We start from the raw sequence: 14117 nt of genomic DNA, 5'->3' as shown, positions 1-14117 counted from the left end.
TCCAGACGTCAATAGAAGCTCACTCCCTTTTGATACCTGATTTAGCCGCCCGGAGTGCTCCATGCCAGATTACCGCTCGAAAACATCCACCCACGGCCGCAACATGGCCGGCGCCCGCGCACTGTGGCGCGCCACCGGGATGAAAGATGACGACTTCAAGAAGCCGATCATCGCCATTGCCAACTCCTTTACCCAGTTCGTGCCGGGCCACGTGCACCTCAAAGACCTCGGTCAACTGGTCGCTCGTGAGATCGAACGCGCCGGTGGCGTCGCGAAAGAATTCAATACCATCGCCGTGGATGACGGCATCGCCATGGGCCACGACGGCATGCTGTATTCGCTGCCGAGCCGCGAGATCATCGCCGACTCCGTCGAATACATGGTCAACGCCCACTGCGCCGACGCCATCGTCTGCATCTCCAACTGCGACAAGATCACCCCCGGCATGCTGATGGCCGCCTTGCGCCTGAACATTCCGGTGATCTTCGTGTCCGGTGGTCCGATGGAAGCCGGCAAGACCAAACTCGCTTCCCACGGCCTCGACCTCGTCGACGCCATGGTGATCGCCGCCGACTCCAGCGCTTCTGACGAGAAAGTCGCCGAGTACGAGCGCAGCGCCTGCCCGACCTGCGGTTCCTGCTCCGGCATGTTCACCGCCAACTCGATGAACTGCCTGACCGAAGCCCTCGGCCTGGCATTGCCGGGCAACGGTTCGACCCTCGCTACCCACAGTGATCGCGAGCAGCTGTTCCTGCAGGCCGGCCGCACCATCGTCGAGCTGTGCAAGCGCTACTACGGCGAAAACGACGAATCCGTGCTGCCGCGCAACATCGCCAACTTCAAGGCGTTCGAGAACGCGATGATGCTCGACATCGCCATGGGCGGTTCGACCAACACCATCCTGCACCTGCTGGCTGCCGCCCAGGAAGCCGAGATCGATTTCGACCTGCGCGACATCGACCGTCTCTCGCGCAGCGTGCCGCAACTGTGCAAAGTGGCGCCGAACATCCAGAAGTACCACATGGAAGACGTGCACCGCGCTGGCGGCATCTTCAGCATCCTCGGTTCGCTGGCACGCGGCGGTCTGCTGCACACCGACCTGCCGACCGTGCACAGCCGCAGCATGGAAGAAGCCATCGCCAAGTGGGACATCACCCAGACCGACGATGAAGCCGTGCATCACTTCTTCAAGGCCGGCCCGGCGGGCATCCCAACCCAGACCGCGTTCAGCCAGTCGACCCGTTGGGAAACCCTGGATGACGACCGTGAAAACGGCTGCATCCGCAGCTTCGAACACGCCTACTCGAAAGAAGGCGGCCTGGCCGTGCTGTACGGCAACATCGCCCTCGACGGCTGCGTGGTGAAAACCGCCGGCGTCGATGAGTCGATCCACGTCTTCGAAGGCAACGCGAAGATCTTCGAAAGCCAGGACAGCGCGGTGCGCGGCATCCTTGCCGACGAAGTGAAGGAAGGCGACATCGTCATCATTCGCTACGAAGGTCCGAAAGGTGGCCCGGGCATGCAGGAAATGCTCTACCCGACGTCGTACCTGAAGTCCAAAGGCCTGGGCAAAGCCTGTGCATTGCTCACCGACGGTCGCTTCTCCGGCGGTACTTCCGGTCTGTCGATCGGTCACGCTTCGCCAGAGGCCGCGGCCGGCGGCGCGATCGGTCTGGTTAAGGATGGCGACAAAGTGCTGATCGACATTCCGAACCGCTCGATCAACCTGTTGGTCAGCGATGAAGAACTGGCTGCACGCCGGGTCGAGCAGGACAAGAAAGGCTGGAAACCGGTCGAACAGCGTCCACGCAAAGTGACCACCGCCCTGAAGGCCTACGCCCTGCTGGCGACCAGCGCGGACAAGGGCGCCGTGCGTAACAAGGCGATGCTCGACGGGCTGTAAGTTTTAGCCGCCGAATAAAAATGCCCCGCCAAGTGCGGGGCATTTTTTTGCTTGATCGAATCAATGGGTGAACACGAGGGCCCCATCGCTGGCGAGCCAGCTCCCACAGGGATTTATGGTGTTCTCAACATTTGTGTTTCACCTTGGACACTGTGGGAGCTGGCTTGCCAGCGATGGGAGCGACCCGGTCTTACTGAATTTCCTCTGGCTTCACAATCACCCAGTTCTTGTCCGCCGTCACCGGCAACCCTTCCTTGGCCTGCGCCGCCGCGTGCTTGGCCATCATGCCGTTCAATTGAGTCATGTATTTGTCCTTGCGGTTGACCCACAAGTGAATGCCGCCCTTGGCTACATCCACATCGTGGAACAGCATGTAGCCGTCGCTGCTCGGGGTGTCGCCGCCCACCAGTACCGGTTTTTTCCACTCGTCGATGTAGGTCAGGATCGCCGCATGCTTGCCGGCCATCCAGGTCGCCGGGGTCCACAGGTACGGCGTCAGTTCGAGGCCGAGGTTGGCCTTCTCGTCATACTTGCCGGCGGTGATCTGTTTGCGCGCAGTGGTCAGTTCGCCGGTTTCGCGGTTCTTCAGCAGCGTGGTCACGCCGATCACGTTTTGCGGTTTGACGTTGTAGCCGTACTTCGGATCGGCCGCGACCATGCGTACCAGTTCTTCCGAGGCAGCGGTCATCACGTAGACCTCGATGCCATTCTCCATCAACTTGTTGTACAGCTCGGCCTGGCCGGTGAAGACTTTCGGCGGCTGCACATCGAGGTTCTTCACCACGTCGCCGTCGTAATAGGTCGCCGGCACCGGTTTGCCCGACGCCATCAGCTCATCGACGTAGCCTTTGAGTTCCTTGAGCGTGAAGCCGGAGAATACCTGCGCCACCCACGGGTAGCAGACCATGTCGTCGACTTCGCACAGGCGATAGTAGTAACTGAACAGGCTTTCCTTGTGGTCGGCGGTGTCCTTGAACGGCATCAGTTTCAGGGAGGGATCGAGTTTGTCGCGGGTGATCAGGCCCTTGTTTTCCATGAACGGCAGCAACGACTCTTCGAGGTCATAGCGGTAACTGGTGTTGTCCATGTCGAACACCGCGTAGTTACCTTTGTTGGCGTTGGCCGCGATCATCGCGTCCAGTGCCTTGGCCTGATCCGCCGGCCAGTGCTTGAGATCGGTGGCGAATGCGTGAGCGGCCAAGCCCAATCCAAGCACCACAGCGAGCATTTTCGGTGCGAACTTCATCGACGTTTTCTCCCTGACTGAAAGACATCGACGCTAACAAATAAGTGTGACAGTCCTCGTCTGTCAGCGACCGCTTACGTCTCCTCAACGCCAGTTGCATTGCCGAGAGCGACAAGCGCTTATTCCAAAAACGACGGACAACCTGCTATTTCGGTATTAATTCATTGGAAATCAAACTGTTAGGCTTGCCGGTTCGCAGTTGCCCCAGAAGGCGACTGGCACAAGTCTTATCGGAGTCTTCATGAATCTGCCGCTGATCCTCAATCTGCTGGTGTTCCTCGCCCTGCTCTTCGGTCTGGCGCAAACCCGCCACACGACGTGGAGCCTGGCGAAAAAAGTCCTGCTCGCACTGGTGCTGGGCGTGGCGTTCGGCGTGGCCCTGCACACCGTTTACGGTGCCGGCAATCCGGTGCTGAAAGCCTCGATCGGCTGGTTCGATCTGGTCGGCAACGGTTACGTGCAGTTGCTGCAAATGATCGTGATCCCGCTGGTATTCGCCTCGATCCTCAGCGCGGTGGCACGTCTGCACAACGCGTCGTCACTGGGCAAGATCAGTTTCCTGACCATCGGCACGCTGCTGTTGACCACCGCGATTGCGGCACTGATCGGTATCGGCCTGACCAACCTGTTCGGCCTCACCGCCGAAGGCCTGGTCGCCGGTACTCAGGAAATGGCCCGTCTGCAAACCATCCAGACCGACTACGCCGGCAAGGTCGCCGACCTGAATGTGCCGCAGCTGCTGCTGTCGTTCATTCCGCAGAACCCGTTCGCCGACCTGGCCCGGGCCAAGCCGACCTCGATCATCAGCGTGGTGATCTTCGCGGCTTTCCTCGGTGTCGCGGCGCTGCAACTGCTCAAGGATGACGTCGAAAAAGGCCAGAAAGTCATCAACGCCATCGACACCTTGCAAGCCTGGGTGATGCGTCTGGTGCGTCTGGTGATGAAGCTGACCCCGTACGGCGTATTGGCGCTGATGACCAAAGTGGTCGCCGGCTCCAACCTGCAAGACATCATCAAGCTCGGCAGTTTCGTCGTGGTTTCGTACCTCGGTCTGGGCCTGATGTTCGTGGTGCATGGCCTGCTGGTGTCAGCGGCCGGGATCAACCCGCTGCGGTTCTTCCGCAAGATCTGGCCGGTGCTGACGTTCGCGTTCACCAGCCGTTCCAGCGCGGCGAGTATTCCGCTGAGCATCGAAGCGCAGACCCGTCGTCTGGGCATTCCGCAGTCAGTGGCAAGTTTTGCCGCCTCGTTCGGTGCGACCATCGGCCAGAACGGTTGCGCCGGCCTGTACCCGGCGATGCTCGCGGTGATGGTGGCGCCAACGGTCGGCATCAATCCGCTGGATCCGCTGTGGATCGCGACGCTGGTGGCGATTGTGACCCTGAGCTCGGCCGGTGTGGCCGGTGTTGGTGGCGGCGCGACGTTTGCCGCGCTGATCGTGCTGCCGGCGATGGGTTTGCCGGTGTCACTGGTGGCGCTGCTGATTTCGGTTGAGCCGCTGATCGACATGGGCCGTACGGCGTTGAACGTGAGTGGTTCGATCACTGCCGGTGCGATTACCAGTCAGGTGATGCAGCAGACGGATAAAGCGCTGCTGGATGCGGATGAGCATGCGGAGCTTGCTCAGGCTTGATGTAAAGCAAGATCAAAAGATCGCAGGCTTCGCCAGCTCCTACAGGGGACATGCGTAAACCTTGTAGGAGCTGCCGCAGGCTGCGATCTTTTAGGCTTTTTCCCAGACTTCGAAGTTGTACGCGGGCTTGTCGCCCTCAGCCGGATTCGGCACGTTCGACACCAGCTTCCACTGGTTCAGGTCAAACTCCGGAAACCACGCATCCCCTTCCGGGCTCAGCGCCACACGGGTCAGATACAGACGATCGGCCTGCGCCAGCCCTTGCGCATACAACTGCGCGCCGCCAATCAGCATCAACTCATCGACGCCCTGCGCTTTCGCCCATTCCTCGGCACGCACCACCGCGGCTTCCAGCGACGGATACACCTCCGCGCCTTCCAACACCAAATCTGGCTGGCGGCTGACGACGATGTTCAAGCGCCCCGGCAGCGGACGACCGAGCGAATCCCAGGTCTTACGGCCCATGATGATCGGCTTGCCGAGGGTCGTGGCCTTGAAGTATTTGAAGTCCCCCGGCAGGTGCCAGGGCATGCTGTTGTCGACGCCGATCACACGGTTTTCACCGAGGGCTGCGATCAGGCTGAGGGGGAGTGATTTAGTCATGCCGGCGAGGATACCAGAGCCTCGCTTGACCCGATAAGCGCCACAGCGGTTATGCTCACGGCTCAATCGAGCAACGGAATGGCGCGTGACTGAACTGACTCCCCTGCAAAACCTCTGGTTGACGGAAACCATCCGCCTGCGCGAAGAACACGCAGGTCCCCTGGAGGATCTGGAAGCCAATCGACTGGCCCGCGCGGCCGGCGGCGATCTGCCGAGCCGTATTCAGCGCCGGGCGGCGTGGCTGGCCGAGCGCGACGGGCTGAGTACGGCACTCAAGCACTGGCTGCAGGGCGCGCGTCTGGCGCTGGTGCTGTTGGTGATTTTCGCGCTGCTGAGCGGCGCCGGGCTGGCCTTCGCCGCACTGAGCCAGTCACCGGTGAATGTGTTCTGGGCCTTGGGCAGCCTGCTCGGGCTGAACCTGATTCTGCTGCTGAGCTGGGCGCTGGGGCTGATCTTTGCCGGAGAACACGGCGCCACCCTCGGGCGCCTCTGGTTGTGGCTCAGCGAAAAATTCGCCCGCGACGCCAAAGCCGCGCAACTCGCACCGGCCCTGCTGCTGATGTTACAGCGCAGAAAGCTCAATCGCTGGGCCCTCGGCACATTGGTCAATGGCCTGTGGTTGCTGGCGATGCTCAGCGCACTGGTGCTGTTGCTGACGCTGATGGCGACCCGGCGCTACGGCTTCGTCTGGGAAACCACAATCCTCAGCGCTGACACTTTCATCAACATGACCCAGGCCCTCGGTGCGCTGCCGGCGCTGCTTGGTTTCAACGTACCGACCATGGAAATGATCCGCGCCAGCGGCGCCGCCGCGCTGGACATCGAAAACGCGCGACAGGCCTGGGCGACCTGGCTGGTCGGTGTGCTGGTGGTCTACGGCGTGCTGCCGCGCCTGCTGCTGGCCGCGTTGTGTTTCTGGCGCTGGAGTCGCGGCAAAAACGCGCTGACGCTGGACTTGAACTTGCCCGGCTACGCCCAGCTGCGCGAACGGCTGATGCCGACCAGCGAACGTCTCGGCATTAACGACGCGGCACCTGAGCAGTTGCATCGCGTCGAAAGCAGCGTCAGCGAACACGCCAGCGAGGGTGCCCTGCTGGTCGCCATCGAACTCGACGATCAACGCTCCTGGCCGCCAGCGCTGCCGAAAACCGTGAGCAACGCCGGAATCCTCGACAGCCGCGAATCGCGCAACAAACTCCTGGAACAACTCAGCCGTTTCCCCCCGGCGCGCCTGCTGATCGCCTGCGACCCGCGACGCTCGCCGGATCGCGGCAGCCTCGCGCTGATCGCCGAACTGGCGCGCAACGCCAGCGCCACCCGCGTCTGGCTGCTGCAAGCACCGCCCGGTGAAGCGCTGGACAGCGCCCGCCTCGGCGACTGGCATGTCGCGCTGCAACAGCTGGAATTGCCGTTCGCCGATTGCGCACCGATGAACTGGCTGGAGAACGGTCATGACTGATGCCCGCAAAGCCCCGCTGAAACTCGCGGTGGTCGGCCACACCAACGTCGGCAAGACCTCGCTGCTGCGCACCTTGACCCGTGACGTCGGTTTCGGCGAAGTCTCGCACCGCCCGAGTACCACCCGCCATGTCGAAGGCGCGCGGTTGTCGGTGGACGGCGAGCCGTTGCTCGATCTCTACGACACGCCGGGGCTGGAAGACGCCATCGCCCTGCTGGATTTCCTTGAGCGTCTGGAACGCCCCGGCGAACGTCTCGACGGTCCGGCGCGACTGGCGCGGTTTCTCGACGGCAGCGAAGCACGTCAGCGTTTCGAACAGGAAGCGAAAGTGCTGCGGCAACTGCTCGCCTCCGACGCCGGTCTGTATGTGATCGACGCCCGCGAACCGGTGCTGGCCAAGTATCGTGACGAACTCGAAGTGCTCGCCAGTTGCGGCAAGCCGCTGTTGCCAGTGCTGAATTTCGTCAGCAGCGCCAACCATCGCGAACCGGACTGGCGCGAAGCGTTGGCGCGGCTCGGCCTGCATGCGCTGGTGCGGTTCGACAGCGTTGCGCCGCCGGAAGATGGCGAGCGGCGCCTGTACGAAAGCCTCGCGCTGCTGCTGGAAAACGCCCGGCCGCAACTGGAACGCTTGATCGCCGATCAACAGGCCCAGCGCTTGGCGCGCCAGCAAAGTGCGGCGCGCTTGATCGCTGAGCTGCTGATCGATTGTGCGGCGTGCCGGCGCAGCGTGGTCAGCGAGGCCGAGCAAGAACAGCAAGCCATCAGCGAACTGCGCAAAGCCGTGCGTCAGCGTGAACAGAAGTGCGTCGAGGCGCTGCTCAAGCTCTACGCGTTTCGCCCGCAGGACGCGGCGGCCAGTGATCTGCCGCTGCTGGATGGGCGTTGGGGCGATGACCTGTTCAATCCGGAAACCCTCAAGCAACTCGGCGTGCGCGTCGGCGGCGGGATTGCGGCAGGCGCGGCGGCCGGAGCTGGCGTGGATTTGCTGGTGGGCGGGATCACCCTTGGCGCTGCGGCGTTGGCCGGAGCGATTGCGGGCGGCGCGCTGCAAACGGCGCGCAGTTATGGCAGCCGTCTGCTCGGCAAGATCAAGGGCCAGCGCGAGTTGACCGTGGATGACGGGGTGCTGCGGCTGCTGGCGTTGCGTCAGCGGCAGTTGCTGTCAGCGCTGGATCAACGCGGACATGCGGCGATGGACGCGGTTCAGGTCGCCACCCCGCAGGACAAGAGCTGGCGCGAAGGCAAGTTGCCGGATGCGCTGAGCAAGGCGCGGGCGCATCCGCAGTGGTCGTCGCTCAATCCGCATGCGAAGTTGAATCAGGCGGAGCGGCAGGAGCAGATTGAGTTTCTGGCTGCAGATTTGTAGCGCCTGGACTGGCCCCATCGCTGGCAAGCCAGCTCCCACAGGGTTCTCGGTGAAAACCCATTTTGTGATCAATCGAGATACCTGTGGGAGCTGGCTTGCCAGCGATGGCAGCCACTCGGTTCCAAGATCTGAGAAGACAAAAGACGCACCGCTTTCTCCTTCAACACCTTTAGATCCATCACCGGCACCGCCGTTTCCTTGGCCAACTCATCCCACTGGCGCATGCGCAAACTCACGGCACACAACGGATCCCGCTCAAACACATCCGCCTCAGCCTCGCTCATCACCCCGCCCTGATACTCCAGCGTCCGGCGACTCGCTTCACTCAGGCGCTCGAAATACCCAGGCTCACGCAACGTCAGGTAACGCTTGGCCTCAACGTGATATTCCACCAGCCGCGCCATACGCTCACTGAAACCCGCCTCACGCAAATAATCCGCACCCAGGCGCTCATGGCTGACCACGCCATACCCGCCCATGTTCTCGGCGCCCTCGGCACACAAATGGCCGATGTCATGGAAGAACGCCGCCAGCACCACTTCATCATCAAACCCTTCAGCCATCGCCAACTGCGCGGCCTGAGACATGTGCTCGATCTGCGACACTGGCTCGCCGATGTAATCGCTGGTGCCGAAGCGCTCGTACAACCCGAATACCCGAGCGACGATTTGTGGATGATCCATCAGATTTCCTCCAGCCACTGCGCGACGTTGCGCTCGGCCAATGCCGGGCCGATGCTCATGCCGACGCCGGTGTGCATCAGCGCCACACTCAGCCCCGGTGCCGGGCGCAGCAACGAAAACGGCCCCGGCCCACGCGCACCGTAGACGCCCTGCCAGCGCTCGAGCACTTGCACCTTGCAGCCCAGCGTCTGTTCGGCCAGATCGAGCATCCAGTTGTCGACCTGCTCGGCGTTGAACGGCGACGGATCGCTGCCGTAATGGTGCGAGTCGCCGATGATCAGCTCGCCATACGGCGTCGGGCTGATCAGCAGGTGAATGCCGTTGTCGTGCAGGTGCGGTTGTTCGCGCAGGATCTGCGCCTGCACCGCCGCCGCTTGCGGCAGGTCGGCGAAAGCGCCGTAGTGCACGCAGCTCAAACCGGTGAGCAGGGCGTGTTGCAGATTCAGCTCGACTTGCGGTTTGGCGCGGAGCATTTGCAGGCGGCAGATCTGCGGATCGAGCGTAGCAATCGGCTCGGCCAGCAGGGTCTGATAATCGTGGCCGGAGCAGACGATGATTTGCTTTGCCGTGAAGCTGCCGGCGGTACTGTGCAGGTGCCCCGGTTCGACGTCGCGCACCAGCGTACTGAAGTGAAACTCGACGCCGAGGTCGCGGCGCAGATAGTCGATCAACGCCGGAATCGCTTCGCGCGAGTACAGCTGTTGATCGTCCACGCCGTGCAACGCCGCACGGTGGTGACTGAACTGACCGTGATACAGATCACGCAGGGCAGCGCCACGCAGCAAGGCGACGTTGTACCCGTGCTCCACGGCGCGGCCGTTGCAGAAAGCTTCGAGCAAGTGTTCTTCGGCTTCGCTGCGGGCGAACAGGTACGAGCCGTTGCGCTTGAGCTGCAGACCGGCGAGTTGCGCCCAGTCACCCCAGATCTCGCGGCTGGCCTTGGCCAGTTCGAGCATCTGGCCCGGCGGCTGGCCGGTGACCAGCGCCTGACCGAAGTTGCGCACCGAGGCGCCGAGGGGCGTGGCGGTGCGTTCGAAAACGCTGACCTTGAGACCGCGTTTGGCGGCGGCGTAGGCGTGGGACAGGCCGAGGATGCCGGCGCCGACGATCAACAGATCTTTGTGTTGGGTCATTTAGAGGTGTCCTGAATGAGAGACCGTCATCGCTGGCAAGCCAGCTCCCACAGGTATCGAGGTGTTCACAAAATTCGTGTTCACCGCAAAACCCTGTGGGAGCTGGCTTGCCAGCGATCAGGCCCTGTCAGTCGATAAAAATCTTACTTGGCAGCGACTTTCTCGGACTTGCCGTCATAGCGTTTGCGCCATTCGGTGAGGATCTCGTCGCGATTCTTCGAGGCCCAGGCGAAGTCGTTCTTGATCAGGCGCTGCTCGTAGTCGGCCGGCAGTTCGGTCTGCGGCTTGGCGATGCCCGGCTGCGCAAGAACCGCGAAGTTCTCCTTGTACAGATCCATCGCCTCGGCGCTGGCGGAGAAGTCCGCGAGTTTTTTCGCCGCGTCTTCATGCGGCGTGCCTTTGATCACCGCAGTCGCTTCGATCTCCCAGCCCAGGCCTTCTTTCGGCAGGATGATGTCCAGCGGCGCGCCCTGGCGTTTCAGCTGTACCGCCGGGTATTCGAAGGAAATGCCGATCGGGAACTCACCCGCAGCAGCCAGTTTGCAAGGCTTGGAACCGGAGTGAACATACTGGCCGATGTTCTGGTGCAGACCGTCCATGTAGGCCCAGCCCTGTTTCTCGCCGAAGGTTTGCAGCCAGGCGCTGACGTCGAGGAAACCGGTGCCGGACGACGCCGGGTTCGGCATGACGATCTTGCCCTTGTACTCAGGCTTGGTCAGATCCTGCCAGCTCACCGGTTTGCTCAAGCCCTGCTTCTCGGCTTCGACGGTATTGAAGCAGATGGTCGCGGCCCACACGTCCATCCCGACCCAGGCTGGCGGGTTGGCGGCGTCGCGGTAGTTCGCGCCGATCTTGCCCAGATCCTTCGGCGCGTAGCTTTGCAGCATGCCCTGCTGATCGAGGATCGCCAGGCTCGAAGCGGCCAGGCCCCACACCGCGTCAGCCTGTGGACGGGCCTTTTCGGCCAGCAGCTTGGCGGTGATGATCCCGGTGGAGTCGCGCACCCACTTGATCTCGACGTCCGGGTTGGCCTTCTCGAACGCAGCCTTGTAGGCGGTCAGTTGCTCGGCTTCGAGGGCGGTGTACACCGTCAACTCGGTTTTTGCCGCGAAGGCATTCAGGCTGAAAGTAGCGAGCACAGCAGCGGCCAGGGCCATAGGCTTGAACATGATCGTTTTCCTGTCTTGAGTTGAGGTTGGGAAAATCAGTGACCGGGCGCGGTTTGCCGCCAGGCCTGGGAACGGCGCAGCAAGCCGCGCGAAGCCCACGCCAGCAGCAAGGACACGCCCGCCGAGGTGAACAGAATCAGGGTCGACATCGCTGCCGCGCCGCCGACGTTGCCAGCGTCGTCCATGTTCAACACCGCCACCGCCGCGAGGATGGTGTCGGGGCTGTAGAGGAAGATCGCTGCGGAAACCGTGGTCATCGCCGAGACAAACAGGTAGCGCACGATGTCCAGCAGCGCCGGCAGGCAGATCGGCACGGTGACGCGCAGGTAGTGGCGGTACAGCGGCGCCTTGAGCGACAGCGCGGCGGCCTCGAACTCGGCGTCGAGCTGGCGCAGCGCGGTGGTCGCGGTCATTTGTGCGGTGGTCAGATAGTGAGCAATGGTGCAGACGATCAGCAGGGTCATCGTGCCGTACAGCACGTGCAGCGGGTTGCCGCTGAGGTTGAAGAAGAAGACGTAACCCAGACCGAGCACCAGCCCCGGCACTGCCATCGGCACGAAACTGAGCATGCGCAACGTCAGGTTGAGGCCGCGTTGGCTGCGGGTTTTCTCCATCAGGTAAGCGCCAGTGAAGATCAGCACGCTGCCAATCAGCGCCGTGCCCAGCGCCATCTTCAAGCTGTTGCTGTACGCAAGCCAGCCACCGCCGGCGGTCTCGTTGAACTGATAGTGATTGAGCGACAGCGACAGGTTGTACGGCCAGAACTTCACCAGCGACGAAAACACTGCCATGCCGAACACCAGCAGCAACGCCGCACTGATCAACAAAACAATCGCCAGATAGCAGCCATCACGCAACTTCGACGGCGTCGGTTTGAACACTTGTGCACGGCCACTCATGGAATCGCCGTGATGGCGGCGCAGCCAGGCATCGACGCCGAAGCTGAACAGCGCCGGCAGCAACAGCACCATGCCGATCAACGCGCCGCGGCCGAATTGCTGCTGGCCGACCACGGCTTTGTAGGCTTCCAGTGCCAGCACTTGATAGTCGCCACCGACCACCACCGGCACGCCGAAATCGGTGATGGTCAGGGTGAACACCAGACAGAACGCGGCGAATACCGCTTGCCGGGTCGCCGGCCAGGTGATGCTGCGAAAGGCTTTCGCCGGACTGGCACCCATGCTCGACGCCGCATCGAACAGCCGCGCATCGGCCAGCGACAACGCCGACAGCAGAATCATCAACGCATGGGGAAAGGTGTAGATCACCTCGCCCAACACAATGCCCCAGAACCCGTAGATGTTGTCCGAGAGCAGTCCACGCAACATGCCTTGGTTGCCGAACAGATAAACCAGTGCGATACCCGGCAGCATCGACGGCGCCATCAATGGCAGCAGGGAGATCCCGCGCCAGAGGCCCTTGGCCGGAATCAGAGTGCGCTGCAGAGCGTAGGCAAACAGGTAGGCCAGCGGGACGACGATGGCCGCGACGCTGAGGGAAACCTTCAGGCTGTTGCCGAGCAGCCAGTGGAAATTCTCGCTGCTCACCAGCGCCTTCGCAGCGAGCCAGCCACCGCCCTGCCCGGCCTCGCTGCTGAAGCCGCGCCAGAAGATCGCCAGCAACGGCATCAGCACCGCGACACCGAGCAGCAACAGCAGCACGAGTTTGCCGCCGAGGACGAAGATCCGGTCACCGACCTCGGCCCCGGACACTCGCCGCGCCTGCTTGTGCGGTAGCGGCAGCGCGATGTTCGCGCTCATCAGGCAAACACCTGCAGGCTGCGCGGTGGCAAGGCGACCATGATCTGCTGGGCGCCGAGGCGCGGCATGGCTTCCGGCGCCAGTTCGGCGAGCAGAGCGTGGCCCGGCAGTTGATCGAGTTCGAAGCTCATGCGGCAGCGATTGCCGAGGAACGTGATCTCGCGAACCTTGGCCGGGAACAGGTTTTCTTCGTGCACCAGCGGATTGACGTTGATCGCTTCCGGGCGGCAGAACAACCGGCCCGAAGCGCCGCTCACGCTGCCATCCGCCAGACGCACATCCATCCCGCCAACCCGGGCGTGACTGGCGCTGCTGCGCTGGAACGGCAGCCAGTTGCCCTGCCCGACGAACTCGGCCACGAACGGCGTGGCCGGGCGGTTATAGATGTCCTGCGGGGTGGCGTACTGCTCGACCCGACCGTTGTTCATCACGGCGATGCGGTCGGCCATCAGCATGGCTTCGTCCTGATTGTGGGTGACCATCAGGGTGGTGATGCCGAGGTTGCGCTGCAGCTGGCGCAGTTCGGTGCACAGATGCTCGCGGACGCGGGCGTCCAGCGCCGACATCGGTTCATCGAGCAACAGCAGCGACGGTGCCGGGGCCAGGGCGCGAGCCAGCGCGACTCGCTGTTGCTGACCGCCGGACAACTGGCCTGGGTACTTTTTCTCACTGCCGCTGAGGCCGACCAGCTCCAGCATCTGCCCGACGCGACGGCGTACTTCGTCACGACCACTGCCGGCGAGGCCGTAGGCAATGTTCGCTTCGACGGTCAGATTGGGGAACAGCGCGTAGGACTGGAACAGAATGCCGTAATCCCGGGCCTGCGGCGCAAGGTGCGAGACGTCGCGGTCGCCGAGGTACAACTCGCCGCTGTCCTGCTTCTCCAGCCCGGCGATGCAGCGCAACAGCGTGGTCTTGCCGCAGCCCGACGGGCCGAGCAGGCATACCAGCTCACCGGCCGCGACATCAAGGGAGACGTTATCCAGTGCGGTGAAGGCGCCGAAGCGTTTCTGCACGCCGCGCACTTTCATCGGCGCACCGGGGTTGGTCAGGGCAGTTGCGATGGCAGGATTCATGGACAGACCTCATCAAGCAGATGGGGCCAATCCTAGAGTTGTAATGCGTCCGTCATGTGGCAGTAGGGCAAAAACGGCTGATA

At 62.6% G+C, this 14117-nt stretch carries 11 protein-coding genes; 4 read left to right on the top strand and 7 right to left on the bottom strand.

All coding sequences use genetic code 11. The annotated features are described in order from the left end of the window. Positions 1-61: 61 nt before the first annotated feature. A complete protein-coding gene (ilvD, locus tag KVQ82_RS02575; protein WP_222017879.1) occupies positions 62-1903 on the top strand; it encodes a dihydroxy-acid dehydratase in 1842 nt (613 codons plus the stop codon). 190 nt (positions 1904-2093) lie between these two features. On the opposite strand, the gene KVQ82_RS02570 is transcribed toward ilvD, so the two are convergent. Continuing rightward, positions 2094-3149 carry a hypothetical protein gene (locus KVQ82_RS02570; protein WP_041063639.1) on the bottom strand — a complete coding sequence of 352 codons (1056 nt, stop codon included), beginning with the start codon at positions 3147-3149 and terminating at the stop codon, positions 2094-2096. Positions 3150-3390: 241 nt separating this feature from the next. On the opposite strand from KVQ82_RS02570, the gene KVQ82_RS02565 reads away from it, so the two are divergent. After that, on the top strand, positions 3391-4782 hold the full coding sequence (locus tag KVQ82_RS02565) for an L-cystine transporter (RefSeq protein WP_222017876.1): 1392 nt from the start codon (positions 3391-3393) through the stop codon (positions 4780-4782). Positions 4783-4872: 90 nt separating this feature from the next. Here the strand turns inward: KVQ82_RS02565 and KVQ82_RS02560 are convergent, their stop codons facing one another. Beyond that, positions 4873-5385 carry a dihydrofolate reductase gene (locus tag KVQ82_RS02560; RefSeq protein WP_102354912.1) on the bottom strand — a complete coding sequence of 171 codons (513 nt, stop codon included), beginning with the start codon at positions 5383-5385 and terminating at the stop codon, positions 4873-4875. Positions 5386-5470: 85 nt separating this feature from the next. Here KVQ82_RS02560 and KVQ82_RS02555 point away from each other — a divergent pair, with 85 nt between their 5' ends. Both KVQ82_RS02555 and KVQ82_RS02550 read left to right on the top strand, forming a co-directional pair. Further along, positions 5471-6844 (top strand): DUF2868 domain-containing protein, encoded by a 1374-nt coding sequence (locus KVQ82_RS02555; protein WP_222017874.1) that lies wholly within the window; start codon positions 5471-5473, stop codon positions 6842-6844. Further along, on the top strand, positions 6837-8213 hold the full coding sequence (locus tag KVQ82_RS02550; RefSeq protein WP_222017872.1) for a GTPase/DUF3482 domain-containing protein: 1377 nt from the start codon (positions 6837-6839) through the stop codon (positions 8211-8213). The genes KVQ82_RS02555 and KVQ82_RS02550 overlap by 8 nt, the downstream gene beginning before the upstream one ends. 68 nt (positions 8214-8281) lie before the next feature. Here the strand turns inward: KVQ82_RS02550 and KVQ82_RS02545 are convergent, their stop codons facing one another. The 5 genes from KVQ82_RS02545 to KVQ82_RS02525 all read right to left on the bottom strand — a co-directional run bounded on the left by KVQ82_RS02545 (position 8282) and on the right by KVQ82_RS02525 (position 14034). Then, the gene (locus tag KVQ82_RS02545; protein ID WP_222019353.1) at positions 8282-8899 is read right to left on the bottom strand and encodes a phosphonate degradation HD-domain oxygenase; all 618 of its coding nucleotides are present in this window, start codon (positions 8897-8899) and stop codon (positions 8282-8284) included. Next, the gene (locus tag KVQ82_RS02540; protein WP_222017870.1) at positions 8896-10029 is read right to left on the bottom strand and encodes a TIGR03364 family FAD-dependent oxidoreductase; all 1134 of its coding nucleotides are present in this window, start codon (positions 10027-10029) and stop codon (positions 8896-8898) included. Before KVQ82_RS02540 ends, KVQ82_RS02545 begins: the two co-directional genes overlap by 4 nt. Before the next feature lie 143 nt (positions 10030-10172). Further along, positions 10173-11198, bottom strand: coding sequence for a putative 2-aminoethylphosphonate ABC transporter substrate-binding protein (locus KVQ82_RS02535; protein ID WP_041063660.1), 1026 nt, complete (start codon positions 11196-11198; stop codon positions 10173-10175). A 35-nt stretch (positions 11199-11233) separates the two neighbouring features. Further along, a complete protein-coding gene (locus tag KVQ82_RS02530) occupies positions 11234-12958 on the bottom strand; it encodes a putative 2-aminoethylphosphonate ABC transporter permease subunit (RefSeq protein WP_222017868.1) in 1725 nt (574 codons plus the stop codon). Next, positions 12958-14034: a putative 2-aminoethylphosphonate ABC transporter ATP-binding protein gene (locus tag KVQ82_RS02525; protein ID WP_222017866.1), complete on the bottom strand. Its 1077-nt coding sequence runs from the start codon at positions 14032-14034 to the stop codon at positions 12958-12960. Before KVQ82_RS02525 ends, KVQ82_RS02530 begins: the two co-directional genes overlap by 1 nt. Positions 14035-14117: the final 83 nt, after the last annotated feature.

The organism is Pseudomonas sp. AO-1, from assembly GCF_019775695.1.
GTDB lineage: Bacteria > Pseudomonadota > Gammaproteobacteria > Pseudomonadales > Pseudomonadaceae > Aquipseudomonas > Aquipseudomonas parakoreensis.
The sequence above is the reverse complement of the archived record's forward strand: the minus strand, read 5'-3'. Positions and strand labels throughout refer to the sequence as shown.

What these genes read in the sequence shown, in the direction of transcription:
- ilvD (WP_222017879.1), top strand. Translation starts at nt 62, where the DNA reads ATGCCAGATTACCGCTCGAAAACATCCACCCACGGCCGCAACATGGCC.
- KVQ82_RS02570 (WP_041063639.1), bottom strand. Translation starts at nt 3,149, where the DNA reads ATGAAGTTCGCACCGAAAATGCTCGCTGTGGTGCTTGGATTGGGCTTG.
- KVQ82_RS02565 (WP_222017876.1), top strand. Translation starts at nt 3,391, where the DNA reads ATGAATCTGCCGCTGATCCTCAATCTGCTGGTGTTCCTCGCCCTGCTC.
- KVQ82_RS02560 (WP_102354912.1), bottom strand. Translation starts at nt 5,385, where the DNA reads ATGACTAAATCACTCCCCCTCAGCCTGATCGCAGCCCTCGGTGAAAAC.
- KVQ82_RS02550 (WP_222017872.1), top strand. Translation starts at nt 6,837, where the DNA reads ATGACTGATGCCCGCAAAGCCCCGCTGAAACTCGCGGTGGTCGGCCAC.
- KVQ82_RS02540 (WP_222017870.1), bottom strand. Translation starts at nt 10,029, where the DNA reads ATGACCCAACACAAAGATCTGTTGATCGTCGGCGCCGGCATCCTCGGC.
- KVQ82_RS02535 (WP_041063660.1), bottom strand. Translation starts at nt 11,198, where the DNA reads ATGTTCAAGCCTATGGCCCTGGCCGCTGCTGTGCTCGCTACTTTCAGC.
- KVQ82_RS02530 (WP_222017868.1), bottom strand. Translation starts at nt 12,958, where the DNA reads ATGAGCGCGAACATCGCGCTGCCGCTACCGCACAAGCAGGCGCGGCGA.
- KVQ82_RS02525 (WP_222017866.1), bottom strand. Translation starts at nt 14,034, where the DNA reads ATGAATCCTGCCATCGCAACTGCCCTGACCAACCCCGGTGCGCCGATG.